Annotated in this window: 15 protein-coding genes; 14 read left to right on the top strand and 1 reads right to left on the bottom strand. The window is 67.2% G+C overall.

The genetic code is table 11. From position 1 onward, the window contains the following. The first annotated feature begins 37 nt into the window (after positions 1-37). From LDL21_RS21310 to LDL21_RS21295, 4 genes are read left to right on the top strand one after another with little or no spacing between them, the layout of a single operon-like run. Entirely contained in the window at positions 38-622 is a 585-nt protein-coding gene (locus LDL21_RS21310) for a cysteine hydrolase family protein (protein ID WP_181698778.1), read from the top strand. Then, on the top strand, positions 619-1,635 hold the full coding sequence (hypE, locus tag LDL21_RS21305; protein ID WP_225281499.1) for a hydrogenase expression/formation protein HypE: 1,017 nt from the start codon (positions 619-621) through the stop codon (positions 1,633-1,635). Before LDL21_RS21310 ends, hypE begins: the two co-directional genes overlap by 4 nt. Positions 1,636-1,645: 10 nt before the next feature. Then, on the top strand, positions 1,646-3,937 hold the full coding sequence (gene hypF / locus LDL21_RS21300) for a carbamoyltransferase HypF (RefSeq protein WP_225281498.1): 2,292 nt from the start codon (positions 1,646-1,648) through the stop codon (positions 3,935-3,937). A gap of 2 nt (positions 3,938-3,939) precedes the next feature. Then, the gene (locus LDL21_RS21295; RefSeq protein ID WP_225281497.1) at positions 3,940-4,839 is read left to right on the top strand and encodes a bile acid:sodium symporter family protein; all 900 of its coding nucleotides are present in this window, start codon (positions 3,940-3,942) and stop codon (positions 4,837-4,839) included. Here LDL21_RS21295 and LDL21_RS21290 read toward each other — a convergent pair. Beyond that, positions 4,836-5,696, bottom strand: coding sequence for a haloalkane dehalogenase (locus tag LDL21_RS21290; RefSeq protein ID WP_225281496.1), 861 nt, complete (start codon positions 5,694-5,696; stop codon positions 4,836-4,838). The genes LDL21_RS21295 and LDL21_RS21290 overlap by 4 nt on opposite strands. A 93-nt stretch (positions 5,697-5,789) precedes the next feature. Between LDL21_RS21290 and LDL21_RS21285 the strand changes: the two genes are divergently transcribed. From LDL21_RS21285 to LDL21_RS21240, 10 genes are all read left to right on the top strand, one after another. Continuing rightward, positions 5,790-6,914 (top strand): UbiA family prenyltransferase, encoded by a 1,125-nt coding sequence (locus LDL21_RS21285; RefSeq protein WP_225281495.1) that lies wholly within the window; start codon positions 5,790-5,792, stop codon positions 6,912-6,914. After that, the gene (locus LDL21_RS21280) at positions 6,911-8,002 is read left to right on the top strand and encodes an aminotransferase class I/II-fold pyridoxal phosphate-dependent enzyme (protein WP_225281494.1); all 1,092 of its coding nucleotides are present in this window, start codon (positions 6,911-6,913) and stop codon (positions 8,000-8,002) included. The genes LDL21_RS21285 and LDL21_RS21280 overlap by 4 nt, the downstream gene beginning before the upstream one ends. Further along, positions 7,999-11,190 (top strand): thiamine pyrophosphate-dependent enzyme, encoded by a 3,192-nt coding sequence (locus LDL21_RS21275; protein ID WP_225281493.1) that lies wholly within the window; start codon positions 7,999-8,001, stop codon positions 11,188-11,190. Before LDL21_RS21280 ends, LDL21_RS21275 begins: the two co-directional genes overlap by 4 nt. Positions 11,191-11,207: 17 nt before the next feature. Further along, positions 11,208-11,924 (top strand): class I SAM-dependent methyltransferase, encoded by a 717-nt coding sequence (locus LDL21_RS21270; protein ID WP_225281492.1) that lies wholly within the window; start codon positions 11,208-11,210, stop codon positions 11,922-11,924. Next, positions 11,924-13,348, top strand: coding sequence for a cytochrome P450 (locus LDL21_RS21265; RefSeq protein ID WP_181698769.1), 1,425 nt, complete (start codon positions 11,924-11,926; stop codon positions 13,346-13,348). Before LDL21_RS21270 ends, LDL21_RS21265 begins: the two co-directional genes overlap by 1 nt. 29 nt (positions 13,349-13,377) lie before the next feature. After that, positions 13,378-14,007 carry a class I SAM-dependent methyltransferase gene (locus tag LDL21_RS21260; protein ID WP_181698768.1) on the top strand — a complete coding sequence of 210 codons (630 nt, stop codon included), beginning with the start codon at positions 13,378-13,380 and terminating at the stop codon, positions 14,005-14,007. A 73-nt stretch (positions 14,008-14,080) separates the two neighbouring features. Next, positions 14,081-14,797 (top strand): ABC transporter ATP-binding protein, encoded by a 717-nt coding sequence (locus tag LDL21_RS21255; RefSeq protein WP_181698767.1) that lies wholly within the window; start codon positions 14,081-14,083, stop codon positions 14,795-14,797. Then, positions 14,794-15,957 carry an ABC transporter substrate-binding protein gene (locus LDL21_RS21250; RefSeq protein WP_225281491.1) on the top strand — a complete coding sequence of 388 codons (1,164 nt, stop codon included), beginning with the start codon at positions 14,794-14,796 and terminating at the stop codon, positions 15,955-15,957. The genes LDL21_RS21255 and LDL21_RS21250 overlap by 4 nt, the downstream gene beginning before the upstream one ends. Further along, the gene (locus LDL21_RS21245) at positions 15,954-16,766 is read left to right on the top strand and encodes an ABC transporter permease (RefSeq protein ID WP_308017156.1); all 813 of its coding nucleotides are present in this window, start codon (positions 15,954-15,956) and stop codon (positions 16,764-16,766) included. Before LDL21_RS21250 ends, LDL21_RS21245 begins: the two co-directional genes overlap by 4 nt. A 292-nt stretch (positions 16,767-17,058) precedes the next feature. Next, a complete protein-coding gene (locus tag LDL21_RS21240; protein WP_225281490.1) occupies positions 17,059-17,772 on the top strand; it encodes a DUF8020 domain-containing protein in 714 nt (237 codons plus the stop codon). Positions 17,773-18,105: the final 333 nt, after the last annotated feature.

Genomic DNA, 18,105 nt, shown 5'->3' with positions numbered 1-18,105 from the left:
CGACCTGTTTCCCATTCTTACGGACCTAAGGATCGGCATGTCCAAAATCGCCGTTGTCACCAGTGGATTGCAATACGACATCGTCGGGAAGAATCCCGATCGGGAAGCCGCTATCGCGGCCGCGACACCCCGCGTGAACGAATTCCTGACCGAAATGCGCAAACGAGGTTGCACGGTGTATCACCTGCAACTCCTCAATCAGCCCGACGACCCGCTGGCCGAGCGTTACGACGGTCGTGTACCTGCTCTGCGCGGAACCCCCGGCGCCGAGGTGATCCGGGAATTCGTCGACCCCGACGATGTGATCCAGGAACGCAGCAAGGACAGCGGCTTCTACGAAACCGACCTGCACGACCGGCTCCAGGCCGCCGGTGTGGAAGCGCTGGTGCTGATCGGTCTGCAGACCCAGATCTGTATCCAGACCACCGCCGCCGACGCCTTCTTCCGCGGCTACATCGTCGCGGTGCCCGGTGACTGCGTGTTCTCGGCGCAGGAGGCCGACCGGGTGCGCGCGCTGGACTGGCTGGAGAGCTACTGCGCCACCGTCGCCGACTCCGCCGAGATCCTGCGGCTCATCGACACCACCGGCGGCATCCCGCGCAAGGAGACCAAGACACCATGACCGTGGCCACGCAGCACATCCAGCTCGACCACGGCACCGGCGCGGTGCTCTCGGGCGAGCTGGTCGACTTCATCGCGCGCACCCTCGGCGATGTGTACGTGGGGGAGATGGAGGACAGTGCGGTCCTGCCCGTGGAGGGTGACCGGATCGCGATGACCACCGACAGTTTCGTGGTGGACCCCCCGTTCTTCGGCAACGGCGACATCGGCAAGATCGCGGTCTGCGGCACCGTCAACGACCTGGCCGTCTCGGGTGCGGTGCCGCGCTATCTCACCCTCGGGCTCATCCTCGAGGCCGGATTGTCCTTCGACCAGCTCGAGCGCGTGCTCACGTCGGTGCGCGAGACCGCCCGCGAGGCGAAGGTGCAGATCGTGTGCGGTGACACGAAGGTGGTGCGGGCGGGCGAGGCCGACCAGCTGTACCTCAACACCAGCGGCGTCGGGTTCTTCCTGCGCGAACCGCTGCGGATGGACGCGGTCCGCCCCGGCGACGCGGTGATCCTGTCGGGTCCGATCGGCAATCACACGGTGCACCTGCTCTCCATCCGGGAGGGTCTCGGCTTCGAGAGCCGGGTGCTCAGCGACTGCGCGCCGCTCAACCTGATGATCGACAGCATGTTCGCGGCGGTGCCGCGCGAGGCGGTGCGGTCGATGCGGGACGTGACGCGAGGTGGGCTCTCGGCGGTGCTGCACGAGTACGCGGGCCGCATGGGCAAGGCCATCACCATCGATGAGCAGTCGCTGCCCATCCAGCACGAGACCGCGATGGCGGCGGACATGCTCGGCATCAATCCGCTCAACTGCGCCAACGAGGGCTGCCTGGCGATATTCGCCGACCCGGCCGCCGCCGCCGACATCGTGGCCGCGCTGCGCGGGCACGAGTACGGCAGGCATGCCACGGTGATCGGCGAGGTGACCGGTCGGGACGGCGCGACCGTCGTGCTGCGCGACACCGCCGGACGCGAATCGACACTGCAACCACTGCGGGGCGCCGAGCTGCCCCGCCTGTGCTGACCGGGCCGCCATGACCGCCACCTGGCAGATCAGGGTCACCGGGGTCGTGCAGGGCGTGGGATACCGCCCGTTCGTCTACAAACTCGCCCGCGAACGGCAGCTCACAGGCTGGGTGCGCAACGACCCCGAGGGCGTGCTCGTCGAGGCGAGCGGCGCCGAGGCCGCGCTGGAATCGTTCTGCGCGGAGCTGGCCGACCGGGCGCCCGAGCTGGCGCGGGTGGACCGGGTGGTGGCGTTGAGCCGGGTGGCGGACGGTCCGGTCGCGTCGAGTTTCGAGATCGTGCACAGCGAGCACACGGGGGAGAAGGTGGCGCTCGTCCCCGCCGACACCCATGTGTGCGCGGACTGTCTTGCCGAGCTGCGCGACCCGGCCGACCGGCGCTATCGCTACCCGTTCATCAACTGCACCAACTGCGGGCCACGGTATTCGATCATCCGCGCGTTGCCCTACGACCGATCGCAGACCACCATGCGCGCGTTCACGATGTGCGCGAATTGTGATGCGGAATACCGGAATCCGATGAGCAGGCGCTTCCACGCGCAACCGAACGCGTGTGCGGACTGCGGGCCGCGGCTGTTCCTCGCCTACCCCGACGGGACGGTGCACGAGGACGCGCTGCGCCGCAGTGTGCGTGAGCTGTCGGACGGTCGGATCGTCGCGGTGAAGAGTGTGGGCGGTTTCCATCTGGCCGTCGATGCGATGAATGCCGCGTCGGTGGCGTTGCTGCGGAAACGCAAGCGGCGCGATTCGAAACCGTTCGCGGTGATGGTGCGGGATCTGGATACCGCGCATCGGATCGTCGAACTGTCGCCTGCCGAGGAGCAGGTGCTGCGTTCGCCTGCTCGGCCGATTCTGTTGGCACGCAAGCGAACCGGCGCGGTACCGGAAAGTGTCGCGCCACGGAACCCGAACCTGGGGGTGATGTTGCCCTCCGCGCCGCATCACCACCTGCTGCTCGACGAGGCCGACACCGATGTGCTCGTGATGACCAGCGGCAATGTGTCGGGATACCCCATCGTGCACCGCAATGCCGATGCGCTGGCGCACCTGTTCGAGATCGCGGACGCGATTCTGTACCACGACCGCGAAATCGAGTCCAGGGTGGACGATTCCGTGGTCCGGGTGTCGATCCATCCGGATCTGGACGGGCCACTGCTGACCTTCCTGCGCCGTGCGCGCGGGTACGCGCCGTACCCGGTGGAGGTGGGTCGTCCGTTGCGACCGCTGGTCGCCTACGGTGCCGAACTCAAGACGACGGTCGCGTTGTCGGCGGGCACGCGGGTGTATCTGAGCCAGCACATCGGTGATCTGAAGAACGACGAGACGTTCGAATCGCACCGCCGAACCGCTGCCCACCTGGCCTCGCTGTACGACCTGCGGCCCGAGGCCGGGGTTTACGACATGCATCCGGACTTCCGGATCAATTTGGGCCACAGCGGTATCGGTGAGACAGGTGAGCCGATCGCGGTGCAGCACCATCACGCGCACATGGCGGCCTGCATGGCGGAGAACAAGCTCGACGGGCCCGCGATCGGCGTGGTGTTCGACGGTGCCGGGTACGGCACGGACGGCACCATCTGGGGCGGTGAGTTCCTGGTCGGTGACTACGGCAAGGTCGAACGGGCAGCGCACCTGCGGCGTGTGGCCCTGATCGGTGGCGATCAGGCTGTGCGCGAACCGATCCGGACGGGTGTCGCTGTCGCTGTCGACGCGTTCGGAGCCATCGATGCTGCGGTGCAAGCCTTTCCGGTGCTCGAGACGCTCGATGACGACCGCAGGCACGTCTACGCGACCATGTGCGCCCGTGGCATCAACTCGCCCGAGGTGACGAGTATGGGCCGGTTGTTCGACGCGGTGGCGGCTCTGCTCGGCGTGTGTTCGCGGGCCGAATACGAGGCGCAGGGCCCGATCGAACTCGAGGGCCTGCTCGATCGCGACCTCACGCTCGTCGACGGGTACGAGTTCGGTTACACCGCTACAGAAGTCGACCACCGGTCGGTGGTCCACGCGATCGCGGCCGACCTGGCCGCCGGGACCGCGCTCGACCAGATCAGCAGGCGGTTCCACAGCGGGGTCGTCGCCATGGTCGTCCGGCAGTGCCTGAACCTGGCCGACACCACCGGCATCCGGCAGGTGGTGCTCTCCGGCGGCGTGTTCCTCAACGAATTCCTGCTGGTCAACTGCATGGTGATGCTCGAACGCGCCGGGCTGGCGGTGTACAGCCACCGGCAGGTTCCACCGAACGACGGTGGGATCGCCCTCGGGCAGTTGCTGGTGGCCGACCGGGCGAAACAGGAGTGATGATGGGTTCTTCGCAATTCGCGGTGGTGCTGCCGATCGCGCTCGTGGTGGTGATGCTCGGCCTCGGACTCACCCTGACACCGGACGACTTCCGGCGGGTGGTCCGCCATCCCAAGGCGGCGGCCGTCGCCCTCGTCTGCCAGCTCGTGGTGCTGCCGCTGATCTGTGTGCTGCTCGTGCTCGGCTTCGGCCTGACTGGAGTGCTCGCGGTCGGCATGATGCTGCTCGTCGCCTCGCCGGGCGGCACCTCGGCCAACCTGTTCAGCCATCTCGCCGGTGGCGACGTGGCGCTCAACATCATGCTCACGGCGATCAATTCGGTGATCGCGGCGTTCACCATGCCGATCGTGATCACCTTGTCGGTGGCGGCGTTCATGGACGGTGACGCCTCGGTCGGATTGCAACCGGCCAAGCTGGTGCAGGTGATCGTCATCGTGCTGGTGCCGGTGGCCCTCGGGATGTGGATCAGGCACGCGAGGCCCGCGTTCGCCGACCGAATGGGTAAACCGGTGAAGCTCGGTTCCATGGCGGTGTTGGTGCTGGCGGTGAGTGTGGCAGTCGGCTCCGAATTCGACACGCTGCGTGCGAATTTCGGCAAGCTCGGCGCGATCACGCTGCTGCTGTCGGTGCTGAGCCTGGCTGTCGGCTACTACGTGCCCCGCTGGTTCGGAGTCGATATCCGGCAGGCCATCGCCTCGTCCATGGAGATCGGGATCCACAACGCGACGCTGGCCATCGCGGTCGCGGTGTCGGCGCTCGGCAGCGAGGCGATGGCGGTGCCCGCCGCCACCTACGGGATCGTGATGGGTGGGCCGGCGGCGGTCGCGGCGTTCCTGCTGGCGCGGCGATCCCGCGCGGAATCGGATGCGCCCGCGCCGGTCGCCGCGACCGCACTGCCCTAGGGGAACCGTTTGGCGATGGCCTCGGCGATCTCGACGGGGGCGTGCTCCTGGATGAACTGACGGGCCTGCGGCAGCTCGACGACCTCCACGTCGGTGAAGGTCGACACCATGCGGGGGATGTGGGCCTTGGGTCGGTACACCATGTCGCGCATGCCCCAGACCAGCAGCGTCGGCTTGTCGGCGAGGACCGCGGGCACGTCGCGGGCGAGCTGAGCCATCAGCGGGCGGGCGTCGACGATCTGCTTGGCGATCACCGCGAGTCCCTTGCGTGCCTGCGGCGACGGCTGCACCAACCGGTAGTGGTCGATCTCGGCCGGGCTCAACGTCTTACCGAGTTCCGACAGCAACACGCGCTCGACGAGGAAGTTCTGCTCGAGAACGCGCCGCTGCATCGGTCCGGTGCGGATGGCCTGGGCGAAGACGCGATTCGCCATCGCCTCGATGGGCCAGAAGATGGTGTTGCCCAGCACGATTCCGCGCAGGCGTTCGGCTCTGGGGATGCTGGCACCCAGGCCGATCGGGCCACCCCAGTCGTGCCCCATCAGCACGTAGTCGTCGAGGCCGAGGTGGTCGATGAGCTCGCCGAGGATGCCGGTGTGCTCGGCGACGGTGTAGCCGAAACCCTCGGGCCGCTCGGACAAGCCGAAGCCGAGATAGTCGACGGCGACGCACCGGTACCTGGTACGCAGCTCGGCGATGACGTGGCGGTAGAGGAAGCTCCAGGCGGGGACGCCGTGGCAGAACAGAATCGTCGGCCCCGATCCCTCATCGATGTAGTGGACACGGCCTGCGGACGAGTCGAACCAGCGTGACTCGAAGGGGTAGAGGTTCTTGTCGGGCACGAAGTCGATCAGCATAGGGAAACCTATACCCCATTTGTGAAACGGCCGGAGTGTGCAACCGGAGAAAGCGTCGGTTGCACACACTGCCGCTCTTTTCGAAACTCGGGTATGGTCGCCCCAGCCGCCTCTTCCGCGGCCGGGCCGCAAACGGGTGACGAGTGGGCTTTGATTGTGACTGGAACAATTCCTGAACCGACGCTTGACGAATTCCTACATAAATCGGCGGAGAAAAGAATCGACTGGGTGAACTCGTCCGACGGGTTCACCACGGGCACGGTGGAACGGGTCGGCCTGTTTCTCTCGTTCGCGCGGCCGCGCACCTGCCTGCCCGGCATGCTCGCGTTTTACCTGGGTTGTGTACTGCTGGACGTGCCGATGGGTATCGACGTTCTGCTCGGCTTCTTCGTCACGTTCCTCTACAGCGCCGTGGCCAACCTGTTCAATGCCTATTCCGATATCGCGGAAGACAATCAGAACATCCCGGCACGGCTGTACCTGCTCGGCCTGTACGGGCGCCGGCGACTGCTGCGGAGCAGCTACGCCGCCGGTGCGGTGATGCTCGTGGCCGCAGCCGTGGTGAGCCCGGCATTCCTGCTGCTCACGGCCCTGTGCCTGCTCATCGCTCATCAGTACTCGTTGGCGCCGCTGCGGATGAAGGCGCGGCCGATGGGTTCGCTCGTGTTCTTCGCGCTCGATGTGGCATTGCCGTTTTTGATGGCGCCCGCCGTCGCGGAGAACGGTCCGGCGATTGCGGGAAATTGGTCCTTCCTCAGCATGGCCGCGTATTTGTTACTCTGGTTCGTTGCCAAGGGATTCGTGAAAAACCTGCCGGATTTCCAGGGTGACCGGGAAGCTGGGTTGTCGACCTCGGCGACCATTTTCGCGACACGGCAGCAGGCGGCTGTCGCTGCTGCCGCCGCCACTGTTCTCGTTTATCTCGGGCCGCTTTTCCTGGTGGTCGCCGGGCAATTCGAAGCGAGGTATTTGTTCGCGTTGGCCTGGTTCCCGGTGGCATGTTTGCAGGGCGCGCGAATGATCCTGCGCGAAGACAATCAATCGGCGAACAATATGCTGCGGTTCGACATGATCGTATCGACCGGATATCTGTCGACCTGGGTATTGCTGGCCGATCCCTCGATTTCCTCGCTGCTGGTCGTCGCCGGATCTCTGGTGGTCATTTTCGCTATGGACGCGCTGAAACTCGATACCCGGAAAAAGGAAGACATCGGGTGACGGCGGAAAGGATGACGGTGGTGCGCGACACGGTATTACTCGACGAATATCGATCCGGTGAGGAGGCCGATACCTCGGCGGCCGCGCTCGACCTGTCCAACAACGCGCTGCCCTTCGCACCCCTGCCGAGCGTGCGCACCGCGATCGCCGACGAGGTGGAACACGCGGCCGCCTACCCTGCCGCCGCGTACGGCGATTTGCGCAGCGCCATCGCCGAATTCGCCGACTGCACACCGGACCAGGTCGTCGTCGGGCCGGGTAGTGTCGGCGTGCTCGCCTATCTGCTGCGCTGGGTCGCCGGCCACGGTGGCCGGGTCGTGTACGCGGTGCCCGCCTTCGACGCCTACGAACGGGTGGTCCTCGGCGCGGGCGGTATCGCGGTGCCGGTGATCGGGACACCGAATCGATGGCAACCCTTGACGGAGATGGTCGACGCGGCGGGCGACGACGCGGCCGCGATCCTGATCTGCTCACCACACAACCCGACCGGTGAACAGGTGACGCCCGAGGAGATCGAGCAGGTACTGGCGCGGGTGCCGGAGCACACGGTCGTCGTGGTGGACGAGGCGTATATCGAATTCGACCGGGACAACGACCGGTCGGCGGCCCTGCGAATGGCCAGGGAACATCCCAATCTGGTTGTGCTTCGCACCTTTTCGAAGGCGTATGGGCTGGCGGGCCTGCGCGTGGGTTACGCCGTCGGACACGGTGACCTGATCGGCGCCTGCCGCTCGATGGCGATGCCGTTCGGGGTGAACCGGCTCGCGGTGGCCGCGGCCGTCGCCTCGCTCGGCGTGGTGAACGAGCTAGAGGCCCAGGTCGATTCGGTGATCGCGGTGCGAACGGAATTCGTCGCGGCCATTCGCGGACACGGCATCGACGTGCCCGATTCGTCCGGCAACTTCGTCTGGGTGCCGACGCCGAATCCGGCAGCACTCGTGGCGCACCTCGCCGAGTCGGGCATCGCGGTGCGCTGCTACCCGGACGCGGGCGTCCGGATCACGGTTCCTGCCAGGGGGCACCTCGCCGACGTCGTCGACGTACTCGCGCGGGGATACAGACGAGTGGAGGCACTGACATGCAGATGAACACCAACCTGGGCGCCGACGTGCTCGGGCGGCCACGATTCGCCGACGCCCTCGTCGACCGGCTGATCGGCCACGACGTGCGCTACCTGTTCGGCATGCCCGCCGAATCGGTGAACTGCCTGGTCGACGCGGTAGGACGGCGGCCGGAAATCGAGCTCATCGCGGTGCGTCACGAGAGTGCCGCCGCCTGGATGGCGGTCGGTTACGCGCAGGGGTCGGGCACCGTCGGAGTGTGCTTCGGCACGGCCGGTCCAGGCGCCACCCACCTGTTGCCCGGCGTGTACGGCGGGCTCTACGACCGGCTGCCGGTGCTGGCCATCTCCGGCCAGGTGGCGCGTGCCGAGATCGGCACGAAATCGTTCCAGGAGATCGACTCGGCGCGACTGTTCCGTGACGGAACGTGGCGGTCCACCGACATCGTCTCGCCCGATCAGCTCGCCGTCTTCGATCAGACAGTGCTGTCGGTGCGGCTCGAACAGACCTCCGCGCACCTGGCCGTGCCGTCCGATGTGCTCAACTCCCCCATCGAGGGGCTCGAGCAACAGAGCCCGTACCGGTTCGGCGCACGGACAGCGCCCGACGTGGACAAGAAGCGCGTCGAAGATCTGGCCGAATACCTTTGCTCCGCACCGGGTGTCATCGTGCTCGGTGCGGGCGGCACGGCGGTCGCGGACTGTGCGCTGCTGCTCGCGGACGCGCTGGGTGTGCCGATCGCAGCCCTGCCCGAAGCGGGGATTCCGGACTGGTCGGTGCCGCCGGTCGAGGAGTCCGACGCCCGGCAGGTGCTGTTGATCGGCAGGCCGACCGCCGGTGTGGCACGGCACTTTCCGTCGCTCGAGCTGCTGCTCGAGATCACCGATGTGGCCACGTCGGGGTTCGACGAGGAAAGCAGGCGGATCGGGATCGCGGGGGAGGTCCCGCAGATCCTGCACGCGCTCGTGTCGGCCGTGTGGAGCAGGCGCGGTACCCCACCCGCGGCGAGTGCCCCTGTCGCACCGGCAGATCCGAACGCACCCGAGGGCTGGGGTGTGCTCGCCGATGCCCTCGCCGGTGCCTCGGTGGCCGTCGATCCCGGGGCGACGAGGGAACTCGCCCGCCGCTACCTCGGTGAGCGCGCGCAGCTGCACAGTTCCTGGAATTTCGAGGCGGAGGGTTCCGCGCTGCCGCTGGCCATCGGCCTGGCCCTCGCGAACGGTGCTCGCTCCTACGCGCTCACCGACCTGGACTCGCTCGACCAGTACATCTCCGAATTCTCTACTGCCGCACGGTATGACGTGCCCGTCACCGTGGTATGCCGGGCAGCACCCGGTGTGCCGGTGAGCGACCTGGCCAAGGCATTCGGCATCGGGGTGTTCTGGGCCGGTGACGCCACCGAACTGCGGTCCCGCCTGAGCGAGGACCGGCACGGTCCGGCGCTCGTCCTCACCTCGGCGCTCGAGGACGATCAACCCACTCCGGCTCCGGATGTCGATGTCGTCGACTACGTCACCGACCTGTTCGCGGCACTCGCGCACCGGGGTATCGGCTCCGCGTATCTGTCGAAGAACAGCCGCGCGCGGCTCGGTGCCACGGCTGAGCTGGACCTGCACGTCGTCGCCGATGTGCAGGCCGCGGCCATGCGAGCGACCGCGGCGTACAAGGCCGACGGAACCACCTCCTGCGCGGTGGTGACCTCGCCCGCCGAACTCCTCGGCCAGCTCAACGGGCTCTACGACGCCGCCTTCGACGACGCGTCCGTGGTGCTGGTCTCCGTCGAGACCACACCCTGGCTGCTCGATCCCGTCGACGTGCTCGCCGATATCGCCGCCGTCTCGGTGGTTCTCGACGGTGGTGCCAAGGACGCGGTCCGGCTGCGCGACGCGTTCGCGACCATCGCCGGTGGTGGCCGCGGCGTCACCCACATCCACGTGACACGCACGGCCATCGCCGCCCGCGACAGCGGCGCCCTCGTGGACAGCGCTCGGTCGTTCGCGATCCCACCGTCGTTGATCGGGCTGCCCGGCCGCGCCACCGCCGCACCCGAGGACATCGTGCGGGCCGCCGAACTCATCGGCGCCGCCGAGGACATCTCCATCATCGTGGGGCGCGGGGCGGCGGGTGCGCGACGTGAACTCGTCGAATTGGCCGCCCGCACAGGCAGTCCGCTCTACTGCACGATGGGCGCGCTGGCGGCCGACGTGGTCGGCGAACACTGCGCGGGACTGGTCGGCACCTCCGGGACCGACGACGCCATGCAGCGGGTCCGGCGCAGCGGGCTCGTCATCGTGGTCGGAGTGTCCTGGCGCGGTTCGGCTTTCGAGATGGTCGGCCACAACCCGGTGATCTCGGTGAACACCGATCCGCTCACCTTCCTTCGCTTGCCGTCGGATTCGGTCGGGCTGCTCGGTGACGCACGCGAAACTCTCGAAGCACTTGTCGGTCTGCTCGGCGAGAAACGCGGCGCACCCGAAGCCACCGAACGGCCGCGCCGCAAGCCGAGGGAGAGCGCACGCAAGCTGCGCGCAGCCACGGTTGCCCAGATCATCGACAACGAACTGGCCCACCTGGACAAGCCGTCCACCCTGAGCGTCGACGTCGGCATCAACACGCTCTGGGCCTACCGCTACGTGCGCTCGGCCCACCGCTACCTGTGGACCGCCTCGTTCGCGACCATGGGATTCGCGGTGCCCGCCGCCGTCGACGTGGCCGTGCGCCACCCCGACGAGGTGTCCGTGGCGATCGTCGGCGACGGTGGTATCGGCATCACCCTGGCCGAACTGCGCAACGCCGCCGACGTACGTTCGCCGCTGGTGATCGTGGTGTTCAACAACAACGCCCTGGCCGCGATCAAATTCGAGAGCTGGATCATGGGCTGGCCCGACCGTGCGTCGGGCTTCCACGAAATCGACTTCGCCGGGTTCGCCAGGCACTGCGGCGTGCGCGCGACAACGGTGCGCTCCGCCAAGGAGTTCGGCAACGCCTTCCGCACCGCACTCGCCGGGGACGGACCGACGCTGATCGACGCCAGAATCCCCGCCGCCGAAGCACCCGTGCTCGCCGGCCGCGCGCACATCCGCCAATTCGCCGGCCTGCTCACCGGGTGGGCCCGCGACGGCAAGAACGCCCGCACCGGCGCCCTGTCCACCCTGCTGGCCTTCGGCGCGGAGAAGGCGGTGCGCGTCGCGCGCCGCGCCGACCCGCGCCGGTGAAACCCGAGGAGATCGCGATGGCCGGAACACGCCCCGCCACCCCGCAGGCCATGTTCACCCGAATCGCACCGCGCTACGACGCGGTGAACTCGCTGCTCACCCTCGGCGGCGACAAACGGTTGCGCCGCCGCGCCGTCCGCGCGCTCGACCTGCCGCCGGGCGCGGAAGTGCTCGATATCGCCGCCGGAACGGCCGAGATCGGGGCCGCACTGGCGGCCGTGTACCCGCTGCGCCTGTCGTATGTCGCCGTCGACCTCAACGAGCAGATGCTCGCCGTCGCCGCACAGAAGTTCGCCCGGCTGCGGCGCAAGCGGCCGAGCAACGACTGGCAGCTCGCCCTCGGCAGCGCGGAATCGCTCGACTTCCCGTCGTCGAGTTTCGACGCCGCCGTGATGTGTTTCGCCCTCGACGACATGGACGACCCCGCCGCCGCCCTCGCCGAAACGGTGCGGGTGCTACGCGCCGACGGGCGGTTCCTGCTGATCGAACTCGCCATGCCCGACAGTCCGCTGCTGCGCAACCTGCTGAAGCTGCGGCTGCGACTCATCCGCGGTGCCGCCGCCATCGCGGGCATGGATTCCGTCGCCCACATGACCAGGGAAGTCGAACTCGATCGCGGCGTCGAACACACCCTCGCGCGCTGCGAGAACGCCGGCCTGGAACTGGAATCCACGGCCCGGCACCTCGGCGGGCTGGTCCGTGCCCACGTCTTCCGTAAGAGGAAAGGTTTGTGATGACCGAGAAATGTCCCCACGCCACGGCGGAGAAGGTGCCATCCGTCACCGGAATCACCAGTCGCAGGCTCTCCAACCGGCACCTGCCCGGTCCGCCCGGCCACCGGATCATGGGCTCCTATCCGGAATACGCCAAGGACCGCAACAAGTTCCTGCGTGACGCGGTGCGCCAGTACGGCGATGTGGTGCGGATCAAACTGCCGCTGCGCGACCTGGTGGTGATCGCCAATCCCGAAGACGCGCACGCGGCGATGGGCGACACCTCCGGCGACTACAGCAAATTCGGCAACTACCACCCGGCAATTGCCAAGCGGCAGAACGGATTGTCCTTCATCGAGGGCGAATTGTTCCGCGAGCGGCGACGCATCGTCAGCCCGCTGGTGACCCGCGACGGCCTCAAGAGCACCTTCCACGCCAATGCCGATGCCTACCTGACCAGCCTCGAGTCGAATATCGCCGCCGCGACCGATGCCGACGGTGTGACCGACCTGCAAGAGGCGATCTTCCAGACACTGCTGCGCGGCGTGCTGGCCCAGACCTTCACAGAACCGTTCACGCCCAAGGAAATTCACGATCTGCACGACGGTCTGTCGACGTTCACGAAATTCCTCGGCTCCACGCTGAAGATCGCGGATCCGCCGAATCTGGTTCGCCCCTGGGGCCGGTACAAGATCCGGCCGTGGGCGGTGTACTCAGCCGGCAAGATCGTGCGCGACCGGGTGGTCGAACGGCAGAACTCGCCGTCGCTCGGCACCTACAACGACGTGCTCGACGGCATGCTCGCCGGTTACAAGAAGCTCAAGACCCCGATGACGTTCTGGGACCTGTGCTTCGACGTGGCGACCATGACCAGTGCCTCCTACGGCACGACGGCGGGCGCCATCACCCAGACCGTCGTGCGCACCTGCCTGGCCGAGGAAGCCAAGAACCGGCTGGTCGAAGAGGCGAGCTCGGTCGACCTGTCCAAGCCGACCATCGAATCGGTGCGCAGCATGCACTGGGTGAAGGCGTGCTTCGAGGAAGGCATGCGCATGCAGGGCCTTCCGCTGCTGCTGCGATTCACCGCGCGGGGCGCGAACTACCAGGGCTACGACATCGCGCCCAACACCATGCTGGGCGTGCCGATCTCGACGATCCACCGCGACCCGCGCTGGTGGACCGACCCCGATGTGTTCGACCCCGAACGCTTCTACGACCAGAGCAAGCGGGTCGACCAGCCGCGCGTGCTGCACTACCTGGCCTGGGGCGCGGGCCCGCACCGCTGCACCGGCGCACAGCTCGGCTACCTCATCGCGCCGTACCTGGTCGCGCTCATCTTCAGCCGCTACAAGATCGAGCTCCCGCCGAACTGGCAGCTCGTGGAAGACCCCGGCCTCGCGCCGATGATCAAGGGCGGCTTCAACGTCCGGCTCACCCCCCGATAACCCACCGACGAGAGATCTGAGAGATTCGCATGAAATTCGCAGAGCGGTACGACATCGCGGCCCCCATCTACGACCGGACGGCGTGGTTCCTGTCCCTCGGTGGCATCGACAAACTGCATCCGGGCCTGGTCGAAGGCCTGGACCTCACCGGAAAGAAGGTGGCCGACCTCGGGTGCGGCACCGGCCTCGCCTTCCCGGCGCTGCTCTCCGCCGTCGGACCGACCGGGCACGTGATCGGGGTGGACAACAACGCCGCCATCCTCGCCAAGGCGCAGAAGCGGGTCGACGAGAACCATTGGCCCAACGTCACTCTGCTCACCGAGGACATCGCCGAGCTGCCCGTGAACCAGGACGTGGACGTCCTGTTCAGCTGCATCGCGTTCAGCTGTGTGCCGCACCCGTCGGACAAGCTGGCCGAACTGCTCGGCAACCTCACGCCGGGCACCCAGGTGCGCATCATCGACGCGCTGCCGCGCACGTCGGGGCTGAGCCGGTACCCGATCAACGGCTACAACTTCGTGAAGTCGGGCATCGTCGGATCGCATTTCCGGGAGCTGCACCCGTTCGAGCAGGTCTTCCGTGACCGGCTGACCGATGTGGTCGTCGACTACCTGCACGGCGGCATGTACACCCGCCTGACCGGCGTCAAAGGCGCGTAGGCACTCCGCGCGCACCGGCGCCGACGTCGGTGCGCGCGGCCCTTGGTGACACTTTTCTCGAGAGACGGCCGAATTGAGTATCTGGGAACTGAAAGTCGACGGCGGTGGCAAGACATTCGGCGAAAGCACCGTGCTCGACGACGTGGACTTCCACGTAGACCGCGGTGAATTCCTCGCCGTGCTCGGTCCGAGCGGCAGCGGCAAATCGACGCTGCTGCGCGTGCTGGCCGGACTCGAACAGCTGACCACCGGAACCATCAGCTGGAGCACCGACGGCGCCCGCCCGCGTACCGGGGTGGTCTTCCAGCAGGCGCTGCTGCTGCCCTGGCTCACCGTCATCGACAACATCTCGCTCGCCGGCCGGTTCGCCGCGCACCGGCGCGAGTTCGACAAGGACTACCCCGAAATCCTGCTTGCCCGTTTCGGATTGGGGGCGCTGGCGCAGCGGTACCCCGGCGAGCTGTCGGGCGGGCAGGCGCAGCGCGTCGCAGTGCTGCGCGCCGCCGCCACCCGGCCCCGGCTGCTGCTGCTCGACGAACCGTTCAGCGCGCTCGACCCGGCCACCCGCCTGGACCTGCGGAAGTGGCTGGCCGAACTCGTCTCCGAGATCGAGGCGACGGTCGTGCTCATCACCCACGACGTCGACGAGGCGATGGATCTGGCCGACCGCATCGTGCTGCTCGACAAGGGCCGCATCCGGCGCGAATGGACCGAGGTGCGCGACGGCGGCGACGCGTTGCGCGCCGATATTCTCGGGCAGTACCACCCGGACGAAGTAGTGGTGTCGTGAGCGGGCTTTCACGACGTCACCTGCTCGCCGGAGCGGCCGGACTCACCGCGGCCGCCGGGCTCTACGGGTCGGCCGACCTGGTCCGCAGCGCGGCAGGCGCCGGGCAACGGCGCGAACAGGCACTGCGGATCGGGTACCTGCCGATCACCGACGCGGCACCGCTGCTGATCGCGCACTCGGCACACCTCTACCCCGCAGGGTCGGTGAGCAGCGCCAAACCGGTGATGTTCCGCAGCTGGTCGGGGCTGGCGGAAGCGTTCGTCTCACGACAGGTGGATGTGGCGCACCTGTTGATGCCCATGGCGATTCAGCTGCGGCAGGTGCTCGGGGCGAATGTGCGGGTGCTCGGGTGGAACCACACCAACGGGTCGGCGCTCACCGTCGCACCCGACATCACCGAGCTGGAACAGCTGATCGGAACCCAGGTGGCCATTCCGTTCTGGTGGTCGATCCACAACATCGTGCTGCAGAAACTCCTGCGCGCCCACGACATCACACCCGTGGTTCGCCGGACTGCCTCGCGCGCCAAACGGACCGTCGAGCTCATCGTGATGAGTCCGTCGGACATGGTTCCCGCCCTGGCCAACAGGTCCATCTCCGGCTATGTGGTCGCCGACCCGTTCAACGCCATCGCCCAGATCAAGAAGATCGGGCGCATCCACGTGTTCCTCGGTGACGTGTGGCGTGAACACGCCTGCTGCGTGCTGGTGACCCGCGACGACGTGATCGCCGAACGACCGCACGCCGTCCAGGCCGTCACCGACGCGGTGGTCGCGGCGCAGCTACGCATCGGCACCGACCGGCCGCGCGCCGCGGAAGCGCTCACCGCCGGCAGCTACCTGCCGCAACCCTTGCCCGCCGTACGGACCGCGCTCGCCTACCCCAACCCGCCCTATCAGTTCCAGCGGCCCGACTGGTCGCCGCAGCTGGTGGGGTTCCAGCCCTACCCGTACCCGAGCTTCACCCGGCGGCTGGTCGAGGAGATGCACGAGACCGTCGTCGACGGCGACCGGGGTTTCCTCGACACCCTCGACCCGGCCCGCGCGCACAGCGAGCTCGTCGACGACACCTTCGTGCTGAATTCCCTTGCCGCACAGGGTGGGGGGCAAGCATTCGGGCTCACCGGCCTCGACCGAACTGAACAGGTGCACCTGCTGTGACTACAACGACCCAAGCCCCACCGAAAACCGGCTCGACCGTCTCGCGCTCGGTCCTGGCCAGGGTGTGGCCGCCGGTGCTCGCCGTGCTCGTCACCGTCGGGTTGTGGTGGACGGCGACAACGGTGTTCTCCCCGGAACACTCGCTGCTGCGCCGCACCGCGCCCCAGCACGTGCTGCCCGCCATCGCCGATCTGCACGAACGCGGTGTGCTCATCGCCGACGCGGGAATCAGCCTGTGGCGGTTGTTGATCGGGCTCGCGATCGCCACCGTGCTCGGCGTGCCGATCGGGTTGCTGATCGGGCTCAGCACCCGGATCGAACAGGCCGCCTCGCCCGTGGTGCAGTTCCTGCGGATGATCTCGCCGCTGTCGTGGACCCCGATCGCCATCGCCGTGTTCGGCATCGGCAACCAACCGGTGTACTTCCTCGTCGCCGCGGCGGCGGTGTGGCCGATCATGCTGAACACGGTGGCGGGGGTGCACGCCATCGATCGGGGCTTCCTCGACGTGGCGCGCTCGTTCCACGCGACCCGGGCGGAGCAGCTGCGCGTTGTCATCATTCCGGCCGTGCGCGACCACGTCCGTACCGGGCTGCGGCTCGGGCTCGGCACGGCCTGGATCGTGCTCGTGCCCGCCGAGATGCTCGGTGTGCGATCGGGACTCGGGTACCAGATCCTCAACGCCCGTGACCAGCTCGCCTACGATCAGGTGGTCGCCATCATCCTGGTGATCGGTGTCCTCGGATTCGCCGTCGATTTTCTTGCGGGCAGGTTGCCGGGGCGGTCCCTGAAGAGCCGTTCGTACCGCTGATTATGTGACGTATGTCACTAGCATGTTTGACCCGGTCGGGTCATGTTTGTGATTGAGCATGGGAAACCTCGTCTGCCGACGCGATGGGTTAGGGCAGCCTCACCCATGCCCCTGGAAACTGTGCTGGCATCAGGGGTTTCGGTCTACTAGGCTCCAGACGTTCTGTCTGCTGTGCCGGTCTTCACACTGCTCGGGGAGAAGTTGGGAGCATCTCACAAGGGTGCGTCCGCTTGACGAGTCTCGCGTGTCGCTTGATCGCACGCCGCAACAAACCTGATGGATAGGAACCTCAATGAACTTCCGTAAAACCGCTGCGGGTGCCGCACTGGTTATCGGGGCGATGACTGTGTCGCTGGGGACCGCGCACGCCGAGCCTGTCCCCGCTCCGGCACAGGACATCAAGTACTCGGTCAAGATGGTCGACAAGACCATCGTCGCGACCCTGCAGAACGGCACCTTCGCCATCGTCGAGCAAGAAGGCGAAACCCCCGAAGCGCCCAAGACCAAGGTCGCCGAGATCAAGGACACCACCGGCGCCACCGTCGTCTCGCTGCCGATCGACTTCACGATCAACGGCACTGACATCCCGGCCAAGGCCGAGGTCGTCAAGGACAACACCGTCCTCGAGCTGACCCCCGAGCGCCCCGCGGGTGTCGAGCTCGGCACCGAGCCGGTCGGCGTCAAGCCGGTCCTCAAGGCCGACCCCATCGCCTCGGCTCAAGAAAACCAGAAGGCCATCAACGACTTCTCCTCGAAGTTCAGCATCGGCACCGCCATCGGCACCTTCGTCGGTACCGCCATCGGCGCCGTTGTCGGCTGTGTCTTCGGTCTGCCGCTGTTCGGTGTGGGCTGCCTCGCGGGTCTGCCGCTCGGTGCGGCCGTCGGCGGCATCATCGGCATGATCGCGATCGGTGGGCCGACGATGCTGGCCGCCGGTATCGAGCTGCTCAATGTGATGCAGGCGCCGGATGGCACCACGGTTTGGGCTGAGAAGCCTAAGAACTAAGGTTTTTCGTTCGAAGCCCCGCTCCGTGTGGAGCGGGGCTTTTGGCGTGTTTGGGGCGGAGTTGGATAGGTGCTGGGCTCCCAGTGGTAAGGAACCACCTCGGTGTTTTGTGCACCAGGGAGGTATGGAACCACCTTGGTGTTTTGTGCACCACAAAGGTATTGGGCTGTGTTTGTTGGAGCGCTGGCGCGCTCGAGCGCGGCCCCTGGGGGGCCGCGCGAACAGCGCTCTAGACTCGCGCTTCGCGCATGCGCTTCGAGCGCTGTTCGCGCGGCCGGGCCGCTGCGCCGCTTCGCGGCGTTCCCTCCTCGAGGTCGGGAAGGGTGCGTGGTT

It is taken from the genome of Nocardia rosealba (assembly GCF_020216065.1).
Lineage (GTDB): Bacteria > Actinomycetota > Actinomycetes > Mycobacteriales > Mycobacteriaceae > Nocardia > Nocardia rosealba.
Note: the sequence above shows the minus strand (reverse complement) of the source record. Positions and strands in the feature narration are given on the sequence as shown.

What these genes read in the sequence shown, in the direction of transcription:
- LDL21_RS21275 (WP_225281493.1), top strand. Translation starts at nt 7,999, where the DNA reads ATGAACACCAACCTGGGCGCCGACGTGCTCGGGCGGCCACGATTCGCC.
- LDL21_RS21285 (WP_225281495.1), top strand. Translation starts at nt 5,790, where the DNA reads ATGGTCGCCCCAGCCGCCTCTTCCGCGGCCGGGCCGCAAACGGGTGAC.
- LDL21_RS21240 (WP_225281490.1), top strand. Translation starts at nt 17,059, where the DNA reads ATGAACTTCCGTAAAACCGCTGCGGGTGCCGCACTGGTTATCGGGGCG.
- hypF (WP_225281498.1), top strand. Translation starts at nt 1,646, where the DNA reads ATGACCGCCACCTGGCAGATCAGGGTCACCGGGGTCGTGCAGGGCGTG.
- LDL21_RS21265 (WP_181698769.1), top strand. Translation starts at nt 11,924, where the DNA reads ATGACCGAGAAATGTCCCCACGCCACGGCGGAGAAGGTGCCATCCGTC.
- LDL21_RS21260 (WP_181698768.1), top strand. Translation starts at nt 13,378, where the DNA reads ATGAAATTCGCAGAGCGGTACGACATCGCGGCCCCCATCTACGACCGG.
- LDL21_RS21310 (WP_181698778.1), top strand. Translation starts at nt 38, where the DNA reads ATGTCCAAAATCGCCGTTGTCACCAGTGGATTGCAATACGACATCGTC.
- LDL21_RS21290 (WP_225281496.1), bottom strand. Translation starts at nt 5,696, where the DNA reads ATGCTGATCGACTTCGTGCCCGACAAGAACCTCTACCCCTTCGAGTCA.
- LDL21_RS21270 (WP_225281492.1), top strand. Translation starts at nt 11,208, where the DNA reads ATGGCCGGAACACGCCCCGCCACCCCGCAGGCCATGTTCACCCGAATC.
- hypE (WP_225281499.1), top strand. Translation starts at nt 619, where the DNA reads ATGACCGTGGCCACGCAGCACATCCAGCTCGACCACGGCACCGGCGCG.
- LDL21_RS21295 (WP_225281497.1), top strand. Translation starts at nt 3,940, where the DNA reads ATGGGTTCTTCGCAATTCGCGGTGGTGCTGCCGATCGCGCTCGTGGTG.